20 protein-coding genes are annotated in these 20036 nt (G+C 69.6%); 8 read left to right on the top strand and 12 right to left on the bottom strand.

Features of this window, described 5'->3' with window-relative positions:
* Window positions 1–40 precede the first annotated feature (40 nt).
* Together ACTWQA_RS34335 and ACTWQA_RS34340 are read left to right on the top strand one after the other, a co-directional pair.
* Entirely contained in the window at window positions 41–1783 is a 1743-nt protein-coding gene (locus ACTWQA_RS34335) for an ABC transporter (RefSeq protein WP_443163141.1), read from the top strand.
* Window positions 1780–3567, top strand: a complete 1788-nt coding sequence (locus ACTWQA_RS34340) for a YfjP family GTPase (RefSeq protein WP_443163142.1) — start codon at window positions 1780–1782, stop codon at window positions 3565–3567. The genes ACTWQA_RS34335 and ACTWQA_RS34340 overlap by 4 nt, the downstream gene beginning before the upstream one ends.
* Here the strand turns inward: ACTWQA_RS34340 and ACTWQA_RS34345 are convergent.
* The 6 genes from ACTWQA_RS34345 to tdh form a co-directional block, all read right to left on the bottom strand.
* Complete coding sequence (locus ACTWQA_RS34345) at window positions 3548–4711, bottom strand: MFS transporter (protein WP_443163143.1); 1164 nt, start codon at window positions 4709–4711, stop codon at window positions 3548–3550. The two genes, ACTWQA_RS34340 and ACTWQA_RS34345, sit on opposite strands and share 20 nt — an antisense overlap.
* A gap of 22 nt (window positions 4712–4733) precedes the next feature.
* Window positions 4734–5594 carry a hypothetical protein gene (locus tag ACTWQA_RS34350; RefSeq protein ID WP_443163144.1) on the bottom strand — a complete coding sequence of 287 codons (861 nt, stop codon included), beginning with the start codon at window positions 5592–5594 and terminating at the stop codon, window positions 4734–4736.
* Entirely contained in the window at window positions 5591–6136 is a 546-nt protein-coding gene (locus tag ACTWQA_RS34355; RefSeq protein WP_443163145.1) for an RNA polymerase sigma factor, read from the bottom strand. Before ACTWQA_RS34355 ends, ACTWQA_RS34350 begins: the two co-directional genes overlap by 4 nt.
* Before the next feature lie 60 nt (window positions 6137–6196).
* Window positions 6197–7099, bottom strand: a complete 903-nt coding sequence (locus ACTWQA_RS34360; RefSeq protein ID WP_443163146.1) for a LysR family transcriptional regulator — start codon at window positions 7097–7099, stop codon at window positions 6197–6199.
* A gap of 92 nt (window positions 7100–7191) precedes the next feature.
* The gene (locus ACTWQA_RS34365; RefSeq protein ID WP_327587712.1) at window positions 7192–8361 is read right to left on the bottom strand and encodes a glycine C-acetyltransferase; all 1170 of its coding nucleotides are present in this window, start codon (window positions 8359–8361) and stop codon (window positions 7192–7194) included.
* Complete coding sequence (gene tdh / locus ACTWQA_RS34370) at window positions 8361–9461, bottom strand: L-threonine 3-dehydrogenase (RefSeq protein WP_443163147.1); 1101 nt, start codon at window positions 9459–9461, stop codon at window positions 8361–8363. The genes ACTWQA_RS34365 and tdh overlap by 1 nt, the downstream gene beginning before the upstream one ends.
* A gap of 239 nt (window positions 9462–9700) precedes the next feature.
* Here tdh and ACTWQA_RS34375 point away from each other — a divergent pair, with 239 nt between their 5' ends.
* From ACTWQA_RS34375 to ACTWQA_RS34400, 6 genes are all read left to right on the top strand, one after another.
* A complete protein-coding gene (locus ACTWQA_RS34375; RefSeq protein ID WP_443163148.1) occupies window positions 9701–10870 on the top strand; it encodes a Gfo/Idh/MocA family protein in 1170 nt (389 codons plus the stop codon).
* A 45-nt stretch (window positions 10871–10915) separates the two neighbouring features.
* The gene (locus ACTWQA_RS34380) at window positions 10916–11293 is read left to right on the top strand and encodes a hypothetical protein (protein ID WP_443163149.1); all 378 of its coding nucleotides are present in this window, start codon (window positions 10916–10918) and stop codon (window positions 11291–11293) included.
* Between the two features lies 1 nt (window position 11294).
* Window positions 11295–12011 (top strand): nucleotidyl transferase AbiEii/AbiGii toxin family protein, encoded by a 717-nt coding sequence (locus ACTWQA_RS34385; protein ID WP_443163150.1) that lies wholly within the window; start codon window positions 11295–11297, stop codon window positions 12009–12011.
* 28 nt (window positions 12012–12039) lie between these two features.
* The gene (locus tag ACTWQA_RS34390) at window positions 12040–12627 is read left to right on the top strand and encodes an RNA polymerase sigma factor (RefSeq protein ID WP_443163151.1); all 588 of its coding nucleotides are present in this window, start codon (window positions 12040–12042) and stop codon (window positions 12625–12627) included.
* On the top strand, window positions 12624–13202 hold the full coding sequence (locus tag ACTWQA_RS34395) for a hypothetical protein (RefSeq protein WP_443163152.1): 579 nt from the start codon (window positions 12624–12626) through the stop codon (window positions 13200–13202). Before ACTWQA_RS34390 ends, ACTWQA_RS34395 begins: the two co-directional genes overlap by 4 nt.
* A gap of 362 nt (window positions 13203–13564) precedes the next feature.
* Window positions 13565–14080 (top strand): hypothetical protein, encoded by a 516-nt coding sequence (locus ACTWQA_RS34400; protein ID WP_443163153.1) that lies wholly within the window; start codon window positions 13565–13567, stop codon window positions 14078–14080.
* 75 nt (window positions 14081–14155) lie between these two features.
* Here the strand turns inward: ACTWQA_RS34400 and ACTWQA_RS34405 are convergent, their stop codons facing one another.
* The 6 genes from ACTWQA_RS34405 to ACTWQA_RS34430 form a co-directional block, all read right to left on the bottom strand.
* Window positions 14156–15232 (bottom strand): SPFH domain-containing protein, encoded by a 1077-nt coding sequence (locus ACTWQA_RS34405; RefSeq protein ID WP_443163154.1) that lies wholly within the window; start codon window positions 15230–15232, stop codon window positions 14156–14158.
* A gap of 3 nt (window positions 15233–15235) precedes the next feature.
* Window positions 15236–15667 carry an NfeD family protein gene (locus ACTWQA_RS34410; protein ID WP_443163155.1) on the bottom strand — a complete coding sequence of 144 codons (432 nt, stop codon included), beginning with the start codon at window positions 15665–15667 and terminating at the stop codon, window positions 15236–15238.
* 70 nt (window positions 15668–15737) lie between these two features.
* Window positions 15738–16916, bottom strand: a complete 1179-nt coding sequence (locus tag ACTWQA_RS34415) for an Ig-like domain-containing protein (protein ID WP_443163156.1) — start codon at window positions 16914–16916, stop codon at window positions 15738–15740.
* Between the two features lie 80 nt (window positions 16917–16996).
* A complete protein-coding gene (gene fahA / locus ACTWQA_RS34420) occupies window positions 16997–18100 on the bottom strand; it encodes a fumarylacetoacetase (protein ID WP_443163157.1) in 1104 nt (367 codons plus the stop codon).
* Entirely contained in the window at window positions 18097–18873 is a 777-nt protein-coding gene (locus ACTWQA_RS34425; RefSeq protein WP_443163158.1) for a hypothetical protein, read from the bottom strand. Before ACTWQA_RS34425 ends, fahA begins: the two co-directional genes overlap by 4 nt.
* Window positions 18861–20030, bottom strand: coding sequence for a homogentisate 1,2-dioxygenase (locus tag ACTWQA_RS34430; protein WP_443163159.1), 1170 nt, complete (start codon window positions 20028–20030; stop codon window positions 18861–18863). Before ACTWQA_RS34430 ends, ACTWQA_RS34425 begins: the two co-directional genes overlap by 13 nt.
* Window positions 20031–20036 lie beyond the last annotated feature (6 nt).

Consider the following 20036-nt stretch of genomic DNA (forward strand, 5'->3'; position numbering starts at 1 on the left):
GCGACCCCGATCGTGCGAAGAACAGGGCTAACGTGGGCTTATGGACCTGCTGGGCGCGTTGGAGTCGCTGCGCCGGCCGCTCGATCGTGACCTGCTCCCGCTGACGATCGGCGAGACGGCGGCGGACCGGCGTGCGCTGCGGGAGCTGACCGGCCAGCTCGACGACTACCTGCTGCCCCGGTTGCGCGCCCTGGACGCGCCGCTCCTGGCCGTCGTCGGCGGGTCCACGGGAGCGGGCAAGTCCACCCTGGTCAACTCGCTGGTCGGGGCCGACGTGGCCGAGCCGGGGGTGCTGCGGCCCACCACGCTGGTGCCCACGCTCGTGGCCAGCCCGGCCGACCGCGCCTGGTTCATGGGCCAGAACGTGTTGCCCGGCCTGTCCCGCGCCACCGGCTCCGGACCTGGCGCGCTACGCGTGGTGTCGTCGACGGCTCTGGGCGACGGCCTGGCATTGCTCGACGCACCCGACATCGACTCGGTGGTGACCTCGAACCGGGAACTCGCCGCCCAGCTCCTGGCCGCCGCTGATTTGTGGCTGTTCGTCACGACCGCAGCCCGGTACGCCGACGAGGTGCCGTGGAGCTTCCTGCGTTCGGCACGGGAGCGCAGCACCGCACTGGCGGTCGTCCTCGATCGGGTGCCGCCGGACGCCGTCGAGCCGGTCGCCCGCGACCTCTCTCGCCTCCTCACCGAGAACGGCCTCGACGGCACCCGCCTGTTCACTGTCCCCGAAGCGGCTCTGCCCTCCGAGAAGGCGCGGCTGCCGGTCGCGTCGGTCCAGCCCATCGCCTCGTGGCTGACCGGGCTGGCTGCCGACGCCGCGGCACGAGCCCGCGTCGTACGTCAGACGCTGTCGGGAGCGCTCGACAGCCTCGACACCCGGGTGCCCGCGCTGGCTGCGGCCGTCTCGCGCCAGCAGGCCGCCTTCGACGGGCTGCGTTCCATCGTGTCGGGCGCGTACGCCGGCGGGATGGCCGACTTCGACGAAGGCATGCGGGACGGGTCGCTCTTGCGGGGGGAGGTCCTGGCCCGCTGGCAGGACTTCATCGGCACCGGCGACCTCATGCGCTCCCTGGAGAGCCGCGTGGGCTGGCTCCGCGACCGTATCGTCGGCTTCTTCACGGGGCGGGTGCCGGAGGTGCAGCTCAGGGATGCCCTGGAGAGCGGTGTCGAGACCTTGCTCCGGGGCGCCGCCGACGGGGCCGCCGAGCGCGCGCTGGAGGGCTGGTCGGCCGCCCCCGGCGGTCCCGGCCTGCTCGAACGGCTCGGCGCCATCGAGTCCGCCCGGCTCGGCCGCGCCTCACCCGGCCTCGGCAAGCAGGCCGAGGCGGTGGTGCGGGGGTGGCAGGAGTACGTCCTGGACCTGGTGCGGGCCGAAGGCGCCGAGAAACGGACCACGGCGCGGGTGGCGTCGTTCGGGGTGAACGGGGCGGGGCTGCTGCTCATGCTGGCCGTGTTCGCGTCCACGGGTGGGCTGACCGGGATCGAGGTGGGGATCGCGGGCGGGACGAGTGTGTTGTCGCAGAAGCTGCTGGAGGCGGTGTTCGGGGACCAGGCGGTGCGGACGCTGACGGCTCGGGCGCGGGAAGATCTACGTGAGCGGGTGCGCGGGCTGCTCGATGCGGAGGCCGCCCGGTTCAACGTTCTCCTGGAGGACGTCGAGCCGCCGCGAGACACGGCGGACGCGCTGCTCGCGGCCTTGCGATCGGTACGCGCCCACCGCGCCGACCTCCCGACGGCCGCAACAGCCGAGGGTGGCGTGACGCAGGAGGAGGGGCGGTGAAGCTGCTGCGCCGTAAGGAAGGCCCGTCACTCGACTCCAGGCTGGCCGCCCTGCTGGAGGCGGCCTCGCTGGGCGAGGGGCGGCTGGCCGAGCAGGCGGTGTCGAGCGCGCGGACGGTCGCGGAACGAGCCGGCGTACGTCGCAGCCTGTCTCTCGACCACACCGTGGCCGCCCTGGCCGGCGCGACCGGCAGCGGGAAGTCGTCACTTTACAACGCCCTGGCCGGCGAGGACCTGTCGACCGTCGGCGTCACCCGGCCCACGACCTCAACGGCCCAGGCGGCGCTCTGGGACGGGCAAGGCTCCGGCCCGCTGCTGGACTGGCTCGAGATCCCGCAACGCCACGCCGCCGCCTCCGCCACCACGCCCGACATGTCCGGCCTCGTCCTCCTGGATCTTCCGGACCACGACTCCATCCGCCTCTCCCACCGCCTGGAAGTGGACCGCCTCGTCGAGATGGTCGATCTGCTGGTGTGGGTGGTGGATCCGCAGAAGTACGCCGACGCCGCACTCCACGAGCGCTACCTGCGCCCGCTGGCCGGTCACCGGGACGTGACGGTGGTGGTGCTCAACCAGGTCGATCGCCTGCCCCCGCAGGCCGTCGACCGCTGCGTACGCGACCTGCGCCGACTGCTGGACGACGACGGGTTGGAAGGTGTGCCGGTGCTCGCCGTCTCGGCCCGTACCGGCACCGGCCTGGCCGAGCTCCGCTCCCTCCTCGCAGACCGGGTCGCCCACCGCAGAGCCTGGTCCGCCCGCCTGGCCGCGGACATCACGACCGCCGCCGATCACCTCACGACCGGGTCTGCCGCATCGGGCGCAGATGCGGCAGAAGCCGTGGTGTCCGGTGCTGTCGGCGGAGGCGGGGTATTCGGCAAGGCCGGTGAGGGCGCGGCGTCTCGTGCCGATACGGGGGCTCGCTCGGAGGGCGGCCGTGCGAAGAACGGGCGCGCCAAGCGGACGGCAGGATGGGGGCGGGCGCTCACGGCCGCGCTCTCCCAGGCAGCCGGGGTGCCGCTGGTCGTGGAGGCCGTGGCCAAGGGCCACCGGCATCGGGCCATCGTCGCCACCGGGTGGCCGGTGACCCGATGGGCCCGGCGCTTCCGGCCGGATCCGCTTCGCAGGCTGCGCATCGGCAGCATCGCCCCGTCGCGCGGGCCGGTCGGCCGGGCGTCGAAGGAGCTGGCGGGGAGGCAGGCAGGGGAGGTCGTCGGGCGTACCTCCGTGCCGGCTGCGTCCGCCGTGCAGAGGGCGCAGGTCGAGACGGCGATCAGGGACGTCGGCGAATCGGCGGTGGAGGGGCTGCGGGGGCCGTGGGCCGCGGCGGTGCGGCAGGCGGCGCGGTCCCGTTCCGAGGACCTGGCGGACGCGGTGGATCGGGCGGTGGCCATGGCATCCATCGACGCCACCCGACGCCCACGGTGGTGGCGGGCGGTGAACGTGCTGCAGTGGCTGGTGTTCGCCGGTATGGCGGCCGGTGCTCTGTGGCTGGGCGTGTTGTTCGGGATGGACTACCTACGCCTGCCCCAGCCGCCGCTCCCCACGGTCGGCGATGTGCCGTGGCCGACGGTCCTGCTGGTGGGCGGGGCGCTGACAGGTGTGGTGATCGCGATGTTGTCGCGGCTGGCCGCCTGGGCGGGTGGCAGGCGCCGCGCTCGGCGTACGGCCAGGGCGCTGCGTGCGGCCATCGGCCAGGTCGGCAAGGAGCACGTGCTGGACCCCGTGGAGGAGGAACTGGACAGGTACGCCCGATTCACCGACGCACTCAACCGCGCCCGCGCCTGAGCAGCACTGTGGCGAACCCTGCGCCGAGCAATGCGGATGCCGAGGCCACCAGGAACGGCGCCGAGGCGCCGAACCGTTCCCCGACCACCCCGGCCACCCCCGATCCGATCGCACCCCCCATCCCCAAGGCGGTGGACACCCATCCGAACGCCTCCCCCTGCGCCCCTGGCGCGAACTCGTCCACCAGCAGCGACGACGTCGTCAGCGCCGGGCTGAACATCATCCCGCTCACACACAGCACCACCCAGAACACCGGCAGGGCACCAATCAGCATCAGCGGAGCCAGTACGACCCCGAGCCCCAGCATCAGCGCAACCAGTCGCACCTCGACCGCCGACGTCCAGGAACGAGCACCATAGGCGACCGCCCCCGCGATCCCGCCTAAGGAGAGCGCCGCCACCAGCACCCCAGCCGCGGCCGGAACGTCCCGGGCGGCGGCCAGCGCGGGCACTCCGACCTGCAGCGCCCCCAAGACCCCGCCGTGCATCAGTGCCACGGCCAGCAGCACCGGCATCCGCCGGTCGGCGAACACCCGTCCCCGCTCCCGCGCCCCAGCGGCCTGACCTGCGCGAAGGGCTCGTGAGAAGGCCAGCGTCGCGGCCCCGGCGGCTACCGTGACCACGCCGAGCGCCAGCGAGGAGGACGCCACCGCGATCATCAGCCCGAACAGCAGCGGCCCGACGAGCATGGCCAGCTCCTGCACCAGGAACACGAGGCTGTAGGCGACGGTGCGCCCTTCGTCCGCGACACGACGGCCCCACTCGAACCGCATGGTCACCGAAATCGGCGGCAACCCGGCCCCCGCGACCAGGGCCAGTCCGGCGAACGTCCACACGGGCCACTCAGCCACCGCACCGGCGACGAGTGTGACGAGCCCGGCGACGTGCATGAACGCCGCTCCCGCCAGCACCCGCCGCGACCCGCGCCGGTCGATGAGACGGCCCTGGAAGGGCCTGGCCACGCCTGCGCCCACGGAGAAGGCGGCGGCGCAGAGCCCCGCGACCGCCAGAGACCCGGTCGCCGATTCAACGACCAGCACCATCCCCACCGGCGCGACCTGCTGCGTGAGCTGGGCGAGGAAGCCGAGCACGGCCTGCGCGGGCACGCCGGGCAGGCCGAGCAGCTTTCGGTACGGGACGGTCATGCGGACGAGGCTAGCCCCATGATCAGGACGAGGGGCAGCCGTTGACCTTGTTACGCTTGTCGATGAACCTCTGCGGCATCGGAGACGAGTGCACGTTTACCCTGGTTCGACCCGGCTCGGTAAGGAAGCCGCCGTGCACCAGCAGGGTGTCCGGGACGGAATCCGCCTCCTCGTAATCCAGGGCGTCCTTGCGGTTGGGGTCGGCGACGATGAACTTCTCGATGGTGATGCCGCGCTCCTTCAGCATCGCCCGCACCTCGGCGACGGTCTTGTTGTAGTAAGGGACGCAGTGCATGGGCTCGCCCTTGGCCTCCCACGAGGTGGTGCTCTGAAAGTGCTCGCCCGGCCGCGCCTTTCTGCCGACGTCGATGTTGGCCGTGCCCTTGAAGCCGACGGGGATCTTGACCCCGATGGCGCAGCCATCCAGCTTGTCACACGGCCCCGGCGGGTAGATCCCCGTGATCTCCGTCAGGTATCGATTGTCGGGAGAGGTGGGGAAGACCTGGCCCTCGAAGGCCGCCGTGGCGGGGATCACCCTGAGCGTGATGTCCAGGCCGGCCGTGCGTAGCTGGGTCTCATAGAGCTCCGGGTTGGCGTAGAGGTCCTTGATCTCGATGACGTAGGAGCCGCCTTCCTTCCTGATGTCGAGCGCCGCCGTGGCGGTGGTGTCCGGCATCACCCAGGTCACCGCCATGATGGCGGCGCTCAGCAGGGCCACCGCAGGGATGGCCAGCCGGAGCCGTAGCCGGCGCGGTGCCCGCCGCGGGGCGGGTGCGGGCTCGTTCTCGACGATCTCGCGCAGCAGTTCGCGAGCGCCTTCGCTGACGTCCGAGACCGGTTCGGCGGCGAATCGGGCGACGATGTGGTCGAGCTCCTGGTTCATGAGCGGCCCTCCGCGAGGGAAACGGCTCGCGAGCCGTAGGTGGTCAGGTCGATGTCGAGGTCGGCGAGCTCCTTGGCCAGCCGCTTGCGGGCGCGGTGCAGCCGGAGCCTGGCGGCGCCGCGCGAGCAGCCGAGCACCTTCGCGATCTCGGGCCCGGTGAGCCCTTCCCAGGCCACCAGGGCGAGCAGTTCCCTGTCGTCGTCGGAGAGTTGTCTGAACGCCTGATAGGCCACGTCGTTGCCGGCGGCCGATGCCGTCCAGGTGGTGATCTCCTCGCGCAGCCGCAGCGCCAGGGCGGCCCGGCGTTCCTCGGTGCGGAAGTGGTTGGCGAGCACGCGCCTGGCCACGCCGTACAGCCAGAGCCGGGCGCCGTCGCCCGCAGGGACATCGTTCAGGCGGCGCCAGGCGGTGGTGAACGTCTCCGCGATCACGTCCGCGATGTCGTCGGGCGAGCCGGCGCGCCGCCGGACATACGTGGCTATGGCGGGATAATGCGCTATATAGATCTCCTCGAAGCGCTGTTCGGGCTCAGGTGGCCCCATGCGACGGTCCTTCCAGTGGGCGAACACACCTGAGGAGATGTCCGGATAAGGCGGGGTGTTTCATCCCGATCCGAGTGACGCCGCCACCGCGCGGAGGGCGGACAACAGGGGCCGTACGACGGGATGGAAGTCCGCTCCCCTGCGTACGGCGGCGAAGACCCGGCGCTCCGGCCCCGGCGTCTGACGCACCACGACACCGGGCAGCGCCATGTCGCGCAGGGCCAGCCGCGGCACCAGCGCCACCCCCGCGCCCGCGCCGACCAGGGCGACCACGGCGCGGAAGTCGTCGGAGCAGTGCGTGACGTTCGGCGTGAAACCCGCCTGCTGGCACGCGAACGTGATCACGTCGTGCACCGGATTGCCCGGATAGGGCCCGATCCAGGTCTCGGTGGCCAAGGACACCAGCGTTGCCGACCCGGCCAGGGGATGGTCGCGTGGGAGCACCAGGTCGAACGGCTCGGCGTACAGCGGAAGGCGGGACAGACGGCGGTCGGAGGCGTCGGGCGCGCCGCGGTACTCGACCGCGATCGCCAGGTCGGCCTCGGAGTCCAGCAGCATGGACAGGCTCTGGTCGCCTTCGGCGTCGAGCACGCGTACCTGGATGCCGGGGGCGGTGTCGCGTAGCACGGTGATGGCGGGGGAGAGCACGGCGCTGATCGCGGTGGCGAAGCAGGCCACGGTGACCTCGCCGACTTCGCCCGCCGAGTACGCGGCCACCTCCGCCTCGGCGCGTTCGAGCTGCGCGAGGACCTCGTTGGCGTGGGCGAGCATGATCTTGCCCACGGCGGTGAGGTGCACACCGCGCCCGTCCCGCGTGAACAGGCGGTGCCCCACCTCGTGCTCCAGCGCGACGAGTTGCTGGGATACGGCGGAGGGGGTGAGGTGCAGGGCGGCCGCCGCGGCGGTGACCGTGCCGTGGTCGGCCACCGCCCGCAGCGTGCGGAGCCGCCGCGTATCTATCACGCAGCGGAGAATACTCACCTGCAAGCCCTGATCGCGCACACAGGCGAACGGTGAGTGCTCCCCATGCCGGGAAGCGAAGCGGGATCAGGTGATCAGCCGCGGGCCTGGATGAACGCCTGGATGGCGCGCTCGACGTCCGCCTCGGAGTGAGCGGCCGACAGCTGGACGCGGATCCTGGCCTGGCCGTGCGGCACCACCGGGTACGAGAAGCCGATCACGTAGATCCCCAGATCGAGCAGGCGGTCGGCCATGGCGGCGGCCTTGGCGGCGTCCCCGATCATCACAGGCACGATCGGGTGGTCACCGGGCAGGATGTCGAACCCAGCCTTGGTCATCTCGCTGCGGAAGCGCGCGGTGTTGGCGCGTAGCCGCTCGCGGGCGTCGTTCGAGGTCTCCAGCAGGTCGAGGATGCGGAGCGACGCGGAGGCGATGACGGGCGCGAGCGAGTTGGAGAACAGGTACGGCCGGGAGCGCTGGCGCAGCAGCTCGCAGATCTCCTTGCGGGCCGACACGTAGCCGCCGCTGGCCCCGCCCAGTGCCTTGCCGAGCGTGCCGGTGATGATGTCGATCCGGTCGGTGACGCCGTGGAGCTCCGGCGTGCCGCGGCCGGTCGGGCCGACGAAGCCGACGGCGTGGGAGTCGTCGACCATGACCATGGCGTCGTACCGGTCGGCCAGGTCGCAGATTTCCTGCAACGGCGCGACATATCCGTCCATGGAGAACACACCGTCGGTCACGATCAACCGCCGCCGCGCCTCCGCCGCCTCCTTCAGCCTGGCCTCGAGCTCGGCCATGTCGCGGTTGGCGTACCGGAATCGCTGGGCCTTGGAGAGCCTGATGCCGTCGATGATGCTGGCGTGGTTGAGCGCGTCCGAGATCACCGCGTCCTGGGCGTCCAGCAGGGTCTCGAACACGCCGCCGTTCGCGTCGAAACATGAACTGTAGAGAACCGTGTCTTCCATGCCGAGGAAGTCCGACAGGCGCGTTTCGAGCTCCTTGTGCACCTCCTGGGTGCCGCAGATGAACCGCACGGAGGCCATGCCGAACCCCCACCGATCCAGCGCCTCCTTGGCCGCCTCGATCACCTCAGGGTTGTCGGCCAGGCCCAGGTAGTTGTTGGCGCAGAAGTTCAGCACCTCGCGCCCGGCCACGCTGACCTGGGCGCTCTGCGGGGTGGTGAGCACACGTTCGGGCTTCAGCAGCCCGGCTTCGGTGATCTCGTCGAGCGTTGTACGCAACTGCTCGCGCACATGAGTGAACATCAACGACTCCTGCTTATGGTCGCGGCCGCTTCGGCCTCCGTTGGCTCGTTCCTCGCTCTCTCCGGCCGAGCTCCTCCGCTCCAGTCCAAGATGACCTTGCCCGTACGGCCACTGGCGGCTGTGTCGAAGGCGGCGTCGAAGTCTTCGTACGAGAACCGGTCGGTGATCACCGGGGTGAGGTCGAGGCCCTTCTCTATCAGGACCGACATGTTGTACCAGGTCTCGAACATCTCCCGGCCGTACACACCCTTGATCGTGATCATCGACGTCACGATGGTGGCCCAGTCGACGGCGAACTCCTCGGCCGGCAGCCCGAGCATCGCGATCTTCCCGCCGTGCGTCATGTGCGCGATCATGTCGCGTACCGCCGCGGGATGGCCGGACATCTCCAGCCCCACGTCGAAGCCCTCGCGCATGTGCAGCTGCTTCATGCCCTCCTCGATGGAGGACCTGGTGACGTTCAGCGCAAGGGAGACGCCGAGCTTGCCCGCCAGGTCCAGGCGCTCGTCGTGGACGTCGGTGATCATCACGTTGCGCGCGCCGACGTGCGTGGCCACGGCCGCCGCCATAAGCCCGATCGGCCCAGCGCCAGTGATCAGCACGTCCTCGCCGACCAGGGGGAAGGACAGCGCGGTGTGGACGGCGTTGCCGAACGGGTCGAAGATGGCCGCCACGTCGGGGTGGACGGGGACCCGGTGCACCCAGACGTTGGAGGCGGGCAGCGTGACGTACTCGGCGAAGGCGCCGTCCCTGTTGACGCCGAGGCCGACCGTGTTGCGGCACAGGTGCCGGCGCCCCGCCATGCAGTTACGGCACTTGCCGCAGACCAGGTGCCCTTCGCCGCTGACGAGATCGCCGACCGCGACGTCCTCGACGCCCGGTGCCACCTCGACCACGTGGCCGGAGAACTCGTGGCCGACGATGAGCGGGAGCTTCAGGGTGTGCCGCGCCCAGTCATCAAATTTCCGGATATGCAGGTCAGTGCCGCAGATCCCGGTCCGCAGGACCCGGATCTTCACCTCACCCGGTCCCACCTCCGGCTCGGGCACGTCGACAAGCCACAGGCCAGGCTCGGCCTTCTCCTTGACCAGTGCTTTCATGGCTCCCATTCCCCCTAGGTCGAACCTAACGCACTGTGCCCTCTCAACTCCGAGCATGTCCATCGCGGGATTCTTAAGTGCCCCCACAGCTCTCCTTCACGCCGCAGCAATTCTGGACGTCCCTGCTCAAAGCTGCTCTGTCTTCTCTAGTTATTTGCATAAATACGTACTAGCCTCCACGTCGACGCGTACGGACTGGGCTCCTGGACCGCGCCGGGGCTGATTCGGAAGGGACCATCGTGGAAGACCTGCGTATGGGAGTCATCGGCCTCGGCCTGCGGGCGAACCTCGCCCTGGCCGCGCACCGGCCGGGCAAGGGCTCGATCGTGACCGCCTTGTGCGACTACGACCCGGCGGTGCTCAAGAGGCAGGCGGGGAGGTTCGAGGCCGAGTTCCTGACCGGGGACTATCGGGAGCTGCTCGACCGCCGCGACCTCGACGCGGTCATCGTCAACACTCCCGACGACACCCACGAGCGCATCGCCATCGACTGCCTCCAGGCCGGCAAAGCCGTCTACCTGGAGAAGCCGATGGCGATCACGGTGGAGGGCTGCGACAACATCCTGCGCGCCGCCCGCGAGACCGGCACGCGCCTGTATGTGGGGCACAACATGCGTCATATGGGCGTGGTCCGGCTCATGCGCGACATCATCCTCAAGGGCGTCATCGGCGAGCCGAAGACCGTCTGGGTGCGCCACTTCGTCTCGTACGGCGGGGACTACTACTTCAAGGATTGGCACGCGGACCGCGCCCGCACCACGGGCCTGCTGCTGCAGAAGGCGGCACACGACCTCGACGTGATCCACTGGCTCGCGGGCGGCTACACCACCCGGGTGAACGCGCTGGGTGACCTCATGCTCTACGGCGACCTGCCGCGCCGCGCACCCGGCACCCCGCGCCCCGACGGCTGGCTCCAGGAGTACGACTGGCCGCCGACCGCGCGCCGCGACCTGCACCACGTCGTGGACGTCGAGGACGTGTCGGTGATGAACATGCGCCTGGACAATGGCGTCATCGCCGCCTACCAGCAGTGCCACTTCTCGCCCGACTACGTGCGCAACTACACGGTCATCGGCACGGAGGGGCGGCTGGAGAACTTCGGCGACGGGCCGGGGGACACGGTCAAGGTATGGAACAGAGGGCCTACGGGACACCGGGACGATTGCGACATCGCGTACAAGGTTCCTCCGGCTACGGGCTCGCACGGGGGCGCGGACGCGGAGATCGTGACGGAGTTCTGCAGGTTCGTCCGGGACGGGGGACTGACGGACACCTCTCCGGTGGCGGCGAGGATGAGCGTGGCGGCGGGCTATATGGCCACGATGTCGTTGCGGGATGGGGGCATGCCGTACGACGTGCCGGCTCTGGATCCGGAGCTGGCCGCGTACTTCGATGCCGGGCAGGGCTGACCGGGATACGCTGGGGGAAGAGATGTCTCGGGAAGGGGCCGGGCGATGACCACCTTCGAGGATCTGCCACATGGGTCACGGGAATACGCTGAGAGTGTCCTCCCATCCTCCCTGTGCGACCTCCACGGCCCCGTCCACGGCGTGCTCACGCTGCCCGGCCACATCGCCTGGTCGGGACGGCGCGAATACGACCTCGCCGTCTACCGGCAGCGCCTTGAGGCCTATGCCCGGATCATCCAGGCCGGGCGGCGTGAGGACATGGTGGAGCTGCTCAACCACGCTCTCCTGCTCGGCCATTGGTTCGATCTCTGGTGGCGGTTGGATCCCGTCTACCGATCGGTGTGGGAGCTGACCTTCCCCGAGCTGGCCGCGATCTCCGCTCCAGAGGAGATCCGCCGTATTCCACGGCTGATGGCCTCCTGAGGTGCGGATTCCCGGTTGGCACGCCCGAGCCATCGAAGACGTGGTGCCCTTTCTCAACCGTCACGGGCTGCTCCTGGTCGGCGGCTACAGCATGCAGGCGCACGGCATCGTCGACCGGCCCTCGGCCGATCTCGACTTCGCCTACGCGGATGGCGAGCCGTGCCTGCGGGTGGCCGCGCTGCTGGCCGACGAGTATCGCGCGCATGGCTATTCGGCCGAGGTCATCGCGGGCCTGCTCGTCTCGCGTCTCCGCGTCACGGCCCCTTGGTTTCCCGCCGGCCAGATGCTCGAGGTGGACGTCATCCAGCGGCCCGCCCACACCCTTGACCTCGCGGGGGCGCCGGTCGAGGTCGAGATCCGTCCCGGGAGCCGGGTACGCACGGTCTCCCATGAGGACGCGATCGGGCAGAAAATGATCGCTCTCCTGTCGCGCTTCGAGTCGCGTGACTACTTCGACGTGCACGGGGTCGCCGGCTCCTACACCTTCGAGGAGCTGGAGGCGCTCGGGCTCGCGCGCATGAAGGATCGCGACCCCGGCGAGGTGCTGGATCTCCTGGCCGCCATCCGGTTGCCGCGTGCGGCCGACCTCGTCACCGAGGATCTCGCCGCCTACGGCGTGTCCGAGGAGGAAGTGGCGGAGCTGCGGGTGTGGATCGCCGCCTGGCGGGACGATCTCGGGCGCCGGCTGGGAATGCAGCAGTTGCCGGGAACCCGTTGAATCAGCCGGACAGTAGATATGTGTGGACATGTCATTGCGGGCCCGGATACGGGACGGGGATAAAGCCGCGTTCGGTGAGCTCTTCGACCAGTGCTCCAAAGCCGTCTACAACCACGCCTTTCGCCTGACCGGCAACTGGTCCACAGCCGAGGACGTGACGGCGTTGACGTTCCTGGAGGCGTGGCGGCTGCGAGGAAAGATCGACGCCGAGGGCGGCTCGCTGCGGCCCTGGCTGCTCGGCATCGCCACCAACGTGGCCCGCAACGTGCGCCGGGCCGCCCGGCGGCACGACGACGCGCTGGCCCGGCTGCCCAGGGGCGAGGTAGTGCAGGACTTCGCCGAGGAGGTCGTGGGCCGCATCGACGACGCCGAACGGCTGGCGGCGGTGTGGCAGGCGTACGGCAAGCTGCGCCGCGCCGAGCAGGACGTGTTCGCACTGTGCGTGTGGGCGGGGCTCGACTACGCACAGGCGGCCGAGGCGCTCGGCATTCCCGTGGGCACGGTCAGGTCCCGGCTCTCACGGGCTCGCAAGAAGCTCGCCGATGCAGGGGAACCTCCTCCGGCACGGCGACAGGTAGTAGGTGACCGTGGCCCTGAGAAGGAGGAGATCCCATGAGCTGGCCGACAGAACGCGATCTTCCCGAGGGGCGTCGCCGACTGCTCAAGGAGTTCGTGATGACCGAGATCGACAAGGCGCCGAGGAAGCGCCGCCTCCCGCGCCTCGCCGTCCTGGCGCCTGCCCTGGGGCTGGCCGCCGCCGCGGTGGCCGTACCGCTGCTCGCCGGCGGCACGCCCGCGTACGCGGTGACCAAGGGAGCCGACGGGCTGATCGACATCACCATCAACGAGGCCAAGGACCCGAAGGGCCTCCAGGCGGAGCTGCAGGCGATGGGGGCGAACGTCGTCGTGGACTACATCCCCATGGGCAAGAAATGCAGCCCACAGCCTCGCGCGGCTCGGTTCTTGAGCAAAGAGGAGGCGGAACTGTCCGTCTGGCCCGCACCAGAGGGGCACTTCGGCGGCTTCACCATCGACCCGCGCGTGATCGGCCCGGGCCAGACGGGGGTTCTGGAGTTCAGCTCGTCGGAGAACAACGGCGGGGTGATCGCCGGCATCTGGGCCAGGGTGGCCGAGGGGCCGATCGCGGAATGTGTGCTGGTGGACACCACGGAGGCGCCGCTGTCGCACTGACCAGGCGAAAGAACGGTGCCCGCCGCACGAGCGTGTGCGGCGGGCACCGTTGTCAGTTAGTGGGGGTTCCAGGGTTGGAATTGCCGTTCTAACTATGCAACACTGTTGCAAGCTTGCTACATGGTGAGTCGAGGTCGACATCAACACAACGAGATCAACGCGGCCCTCAGAGTGATCCGCAAGGTCGAGTGGTTGACCGTGGTGGAAAGCCACAACGGTCACCGCTGGGGATGGGCCGACTGCGTCTGTGGACGCGATCCGTACACAATCTGGTGCACGCCGCGCAACCCAGGCAACCACGCGAGAAGCATTCTCAAATGGATCGACAAGCACGCCAAGTGCGCCAAGAGCGAGGAAGAGTCATGATCACCTGGGACTTCGACATCACTCTGAACCGGGCGCCCACCGATGAAGAGGCGGATGCGCTCTTCGAGGCCGGTCTCGATGACTGCTCGATAGCGGGTGCCAACCTCATGTGCGACCGCGAGGCCGAGACCTTGCTGGACGCGATCGAATCCGTTCTCATCCAGATCAGGACGGTCCCGGGTCTCTGGGCCACCGGCGTGGGCGAGGACGACGGGGTGACGCTGGGGGACGCGGCGCGCCGCCACGGAGGGCGCACGCAGGCCAGCCTGCGGCAGCTCGCCATGGGGCAGCGCGGTCCCGGCGGTTTTCCGAAGCCGCTGATCGAGGCCGACAACATCAGCCTCTACTCCTGGGCCGAGATCTCAGAGTGGCTGCGCACCACGATGGGGGATGACATCCCGCCGGTGAACCGCGACATCGTCATCGCCGATGCCGCGGTCAAACTGGCCTGCCGTGCCCGGGAGGCGCAGCAGCAGGCCCAGGTGGGGCACATCTACGAGATCGCCTGCTGACTCCGGCGGACGGCTCACTCCTCAACTTACCTGCCGTCCGCCGGGGCCACAGTCCTTGACATAAAGCCGAAAGCGTCAGCGCTCGGCCTCCTTCGTCTCACGCTCCACGTCGGGGAACGGGGACGGCTCCTGGACGCCCTGGGTGAGCTGGCGCGGCCCGTTCGGGCTCTCCGCCTCCTGGGCGTCGGCGACCGCCTCGGCCGCGGCCTCAGCCGCCTTGGCGGCCTCCTCCTCGGCGGCCGAGCTCTCCGGCGCCTCCTCCCGCGTGGCCGCTGACTGCGGCAGCGCCTCGGTGAACGCCTTCGAGACACCCTGCAGCGCCGAGGTGACCTCGCTCGGGATCACCCAGAACGTGTTGCCCGGGCCCTGCGCCAGCTGCGGCAGCATCTGCAGGTATTGGTACGCCAGCAGCTTCGGGTCCGGGTCGTTGCGGTGCACGGCCTGGAAGACTTGGTCGATGGCGCGCGACTGGCCCTCGGCCTCCAGGATGGCCGCGGTGCGGCCGCCCTCGGCCCGCAGGATGCGGCTCTGCTTGTCGCCCTCCGCCGTGAGGATCTGCGACTGGCGCTGGCCTTCGGCGTTGAGGATTGCGGCCCGCTTGTCACGCTCGGCCCGCATCTGCTTCTCCATCGCGTCCTTGATGGTCTTGGGCGGGTCGATGGCCTTGATCTCGACCCGGTTGACGCGCAGCCCCCACTTGCCCGTGGCCTCGTCGAGGACGCCGCGAAGCTGGCTGTTGATGGTGTCGCGCGAGGTCAGGGTCTTCTCCAGGTCCATGGAGCCGACGACGTTACGCAGCGTGGTGACCGTCAACTGCTCGACACCCTGAATGTAGTTGGCGATCTCGTACGCCGCCGCCCGCGGGTCGGTGATCTGGAAGTAGAGGACCGTGTCGATCTCGACGACCAGGTTGTCCTCGGTGATGACCGGCTGCGGACGGAAGGACACGACCTGCTCACGTAGATCGAGCTTGGGATAGACGCGGTCGATGTACGGGATCACGAAGTTCAGGCCGGGCTTGAGCGTGCGATGGTAACGGCCGAGGCGCTCGACGTTGGCCGCCCGGGCCTGTGGGACGATCCGCACGGCCTTGAGCACGGTGACCACGGCGAAGAGGATGACGAACAGTCCGACCAGCAAGAGCGCATCCATGGCTCACTCCCGGGGATATACGAGGGCTGTCGCGCCCTCGATCTCAATGATGTCGACGGTCGCCCCCGCGGGGATCACCAGGGTTTCGTCGTAGGCGCGCGCCGACCATTCCTCGCCCCCGACGCGTACCCGCCCGTCGCGGCCGGTTACCTCCGACACCACGTAGGCGGGTTTGCCGACGAGTGCATCGACGCCGAACCGCTGCAGCTGAGGCTGCCTGATATGACGCATCGCCAGCGGCCTGATCACGATCAGACCGGCTGCTGATGAGGCCGCGAAGAACAGTAACTGCAGGGGCACGGGCAATCCGACGGCGGCGGTCGCGGCGGTGAGGAGAGCCGCGGCGCCGAGGAGTCCCAGCGCGGCCGTGAAGGTGAACAACTCGGCCACGCCGAGCACGACCGCGAGGATTACCCAGATGATCCATTCATCCATGTCGGCCCTCCTCTTGGGACAACGGGCCTGAGTGGGTGGGTGGTTCCCCTCCTCTACCGTAATCCTGGTTTCAGCGCTGCGGCACCCACCCACCTGCGTCATCAGGGGCATGCAGCGCGCTGCCTTGTATCCATTTCTCCCACGGGAGTTGCCAGAAACCCCATCCGTTGTTCCATTCGAGCTCGCGGTCGGTGCCGGTGATCGTGACCGGATCGCCGCGCAGGGAGGTGGCGTAGAACCAGGCGGCCTGGTCGGGCCGCGCATTGATGCAGCCGTGGCTGACGTTTTCCCGGCCCTGGGCCCACACATTGTTCTTGGCGTGCACGTATTCGCCGCTGTTGGAAATGCGCACGGCGTGGTCGATCATCAGGTCGTAAAAACCGGGCTCGCCTTTTCGCCGTCCGGGGGAGACCATGCGGACCGGGCTGTCTTTGTCCATGGTCAGGTGCACGCCGCTGGTCGTGGTGTATTCGGGGGTGGTCGCCACGCCGGCGCTGATGGCCATGCGCTGCGCGGGCGCGCCGTCGCGCTCGACGACCATCTGGTGCGTCCTGGTGTCGATCACGCTGGCCTGCTCGCGGGCGACGGTGAAGGCGAAGGTGGAGTCGGTGGCGCCGTAGACGCCGCCGGGCAGGCGCAGGCCGGCCAGGTGGGCGGTGACGGTGACCCGCTGCCTGGGGTCCCAGAAGCGGCGGGTGCGGTAAATCACCTGAGTGTCGCTGGTCCACCGCCAGGCGCCTTCGACCGGCTGTTCGCTCTTGACCTCCAGCGCCTCCTCGACGGCCGCCTTGTCCGTCACGGGCGTGTCGAAGTCGATGATGATCGGCATGCCGGTGCCGACGATCTCGCCGGGCAGGGGCGTGGTCGCGACGATCCCGAACGTGCGCTCGGCCGGGCGGGTGTGGATGCGGCCCACCGCCACCGTGGCGGGGCCGCGCGGGCCCGCGGCCGTGGCGGTCACCGTGTATTCGGCCGCGGGCTTGAGCGTCCAGTCGGAGCGCCAGGTCGTGCGGGAACCGTCGAGCCTGCCCGGCACGGGCTCCCCGCCCTCATAGACCTGGACGTTGCTGAGCGTGCCACCGGACGCGCTGATCAACAGGCCGCGATCGGGCCGCGCCCGCTTGCTGTCGAGCGCCGGCGAGATGTGCACGACCGGCGCCGTGACCGGCGCCTCCGCCGTCACGGGACTGCAGCCGCAGATCAGGAGGAAGGCGACACACATCATCGCGCGAGCTCCGGCACGCCGCATGGGGTGAATCCTGCTTTCTGATGGAGCGGGGAAGCGCTCCAAGAGTAGCGTTCAGTCCGCGAGCAAGCACGCTGAGTCACCTATACGACAGTTCCCGAAACCTCCCCCAATGTCAGGTCGCCGGCCGTGGCCCGGATGGTCACCGTGTCGCCATCCTGCAGGAACGCGCGGACTTCGCCGCTCGCCAGCTTGATCGGATCGGTCCCGTTCCAGGTCAGCTCGATGAGCGAGCCGCGATCGCCACGCTCGGGGCCCGAGATCGTGCCGCTGGCGAACAGGTCGCCGGTGCGCAACGAGGCCCCGTTCACGGTCATGTGGGCGAGCATCTGGTCGGGTGTCCAATACATGCTCGCGTACGGCGGTCGCGACACGACCTCCCCGTTGAGCAGGACCTCGACCGAGATGTCCAGCCCCCAGTCGCCCTGCCTGCGCAGGTACGCGGCCGGCTCGGGGTCCTGCGGCCGCCCGGGGATCCTGGGCAGCGCCTCCAGCGGGGTGACCCATGGCGAGATCGACGTGGCGAACGACTTGGCCAGGAACGGCCCGAGCGGCCGGTATTCCCACGCCTGCACGTCCCGCGCGCTCCAGTCGTTGACCAGCGTCACTCCGAACACATGGTCCTCGAATGCCCCGGCAGGCGTGCCAAGCTCGGTCGGCACGCCGACCACGAACCCCAGCTCCGCCTCGAAGTCGAGCTTCTCGCACGGCCCGAACCTGCCCGGCCCGAGCTGCCCCTGCGGCCGCTTGACCGGCGTGCCGGACACCACGACCGTGCCCGACCTGCCGTGGTATCCGATGGGCAGGTGCCGCCAGTTCGGCAGCAGCGGCTCGGTGTCGGGACGGAAGATCCTGCCGACGTTGCTCGCGTGGTCGATCGAGCAGTAGAAGTCGACGTAGTCGGCCACCTCGAACGGCATGTGCAGCCGCACCTGCTCCAGCGGGATCAGGTGCGGCTCGGTCACCGCCAAGTCGCCGGTGAGCTTGTTCTTGATCAGCGTCCGGGTGTCGTGCCAGGCCGCGCGGCCCCTGGCCAGGAACGGATTGAGCGACGGGGCGGCGAACACCTCGTCGTGCAGCGCGGCGGTCAGGTCGAGCACCCGGTCGCCGTACCGCACCCCCACCCGGGGCGACTCTCCAGGCGAGGAGAAGACCCCGAAGGGCAGATTGTCCACACCCCAACTCACGCATCCTCCTCGATCAGTCCAAGTGCGCGCAGGTCCTCGAGGGGCGTGCTGGTGCTGCACGAGCCGTAGCTCACCAGCAGCCGCCGCGCCCGCTTCGCGGTCTCCTCTGGTACGTCCTGCGCCAGCCGTACGAGATGCCCCACGTCGGTGGCGCGCAGCACGGGCGCCGGATCGCGCCCTTCGACGGCCTCGCACACCGCCAATGTCAGGTTGAGGAACCCGTGCCGATCCACGCCGAGCGACGGGTCGAAGTGGCGTACGGCGTGGTGCAGTCCGGCCGTGGCCTTGAACGGCACGTCGTGGTCCACGCAGAACCTGATGAACATCGCGAGCTGCTCCACCGCCGGGAAGGCGTCGGCCACCTGGCCGCCGCAGCGCACCTTCAGCCCCGTGCCGTCGGGCACGGTGATGGCCAGCTTTCCCGGGGTGACCTCGGCGAAGAGCCGCACCCCTTCGGGCAGCCCCAGCCGGTCGGCCAGCGCCGCGACCGACGTGTCGCCGGGCAGCGGCATCTCGACGATGTCCACCGGCAGGTCGTCGAAGGCGGGCACCTCGGGCGTGTCCACGATCAGCCCGATCCGCCGCGGCCGGAAGTCCTTGCCGCGCAGCCGATCCAGCCGGCTGGCCGGACACAGGAAGCGGTGCGTGAGCACCGGGTTGCCGCGCTCCTGGTCCCGCCGGTGGCGGGCGAGCGCCTCGTCCATGTGCAGGGACGTCGGCGGGAACAGGCCCGCGTCGTCCACCAATGCCGTGTAGAGAATCATCGTGCCCATGTCCACGCGTAGCCGGGATCTTCGCAGGACAGCGCGCCCTGGCCGAGGTCGAGCGGGCGGAAGGTGTCCACCATCACCGCCATCTCGCTCGTGGTCGTGACACCCCGGGCGACCGCGTCGATCACCGCCTCCACCGCGCCCGGCTGCGGCCCGTGCGTGAACCCGGCCGGATGCAGCGAGATCGACCCGACGTCGATGCCCGAGCCCGCGCGCGCGGAGTAGTCGCCGCCCACGTAGAACATGAACTCGTCGGAGTCCACGTTGTGGTGGTTGTACGGGATCGGGATGGCCTCGGGGTGGTAGTCGAGCGGCCGCGGGCAGAACGAGCACACCACGAACCCGGGCCCCTCGAACGTCTGGTGCACCGGCGGCGGCGCGTGCGTCTTCTTCACGATCGGCTCGAAGTCGTTGATGTTGAACGCGAACGGATAGAGGTAGCCGTCCCAGCCCACCACGTCGAACGGGTGATTCCGGTAGACGAGCCTGGTCAGCCCGCCGCGCGTGCGCACCAGCACCGGCACCTCCTCGCCGTCCACGAGGAGCGGCTCGACGGGTGCGCGCAGGTCGCGCTCGCAGTATGGTGCGTGCTCCAGGAACTGCCCGTACTGCGACAGGTATCGCTTGGGCGGCCTGATGTGCCCGGACGCCTCGATGGCCAGCACGTTGACCGGGCCCCTCGGCACCCACCGGTGAATCGTCCCGGTCGGGATGACGACGTAGTCGCCCTCCCCGGCCTCGATCACGCCGTAGGTGGACTCGAAACGCACCTCACCCCGCTGGACGTACACGCATTCGTCGCCCATCGAGTTGCGGTAGAGCTCGCTCGGCCGGTCGCTGGTGGCGTACGACAATCGGACGTCGCCGTTGCCCGCCAGCAGCATGCGGCCCGTGACCAGGTCGCCGGCGCTGGAAAGCTCCTGGGTGCGGAAATGGCGTGGCGAGAGCGGCAGATTGGGCTCGAGTCGCGTTTCCGTGCCGGGTTCGGCCGCCTCCGCCTTGACGATCGCGGTCGGCAGGTGGCGGTGGTAGAGCAGCGAGGAGTCGGACGAGAAGCCCTCCTCGCCCATCAGCTCCTCGGCGTAGAGACCGCCGTCCGGCCGCCTGAACTGCACGTGCCGCTTACGCGGCACCTCCCCAACGACGCGGTAGTACGGCATCGGCCC

Origin of the sequence: Nonomuraea sp. 10N515B, assembly GCF_052245915.1 — a bacterium.
Taxonomy (GTDB): domain Bacteria; phylum Actinomycetota; class Actinomycetes; order Streptosporangiales; family Streptosporangiaceae; genus Nonomuraea.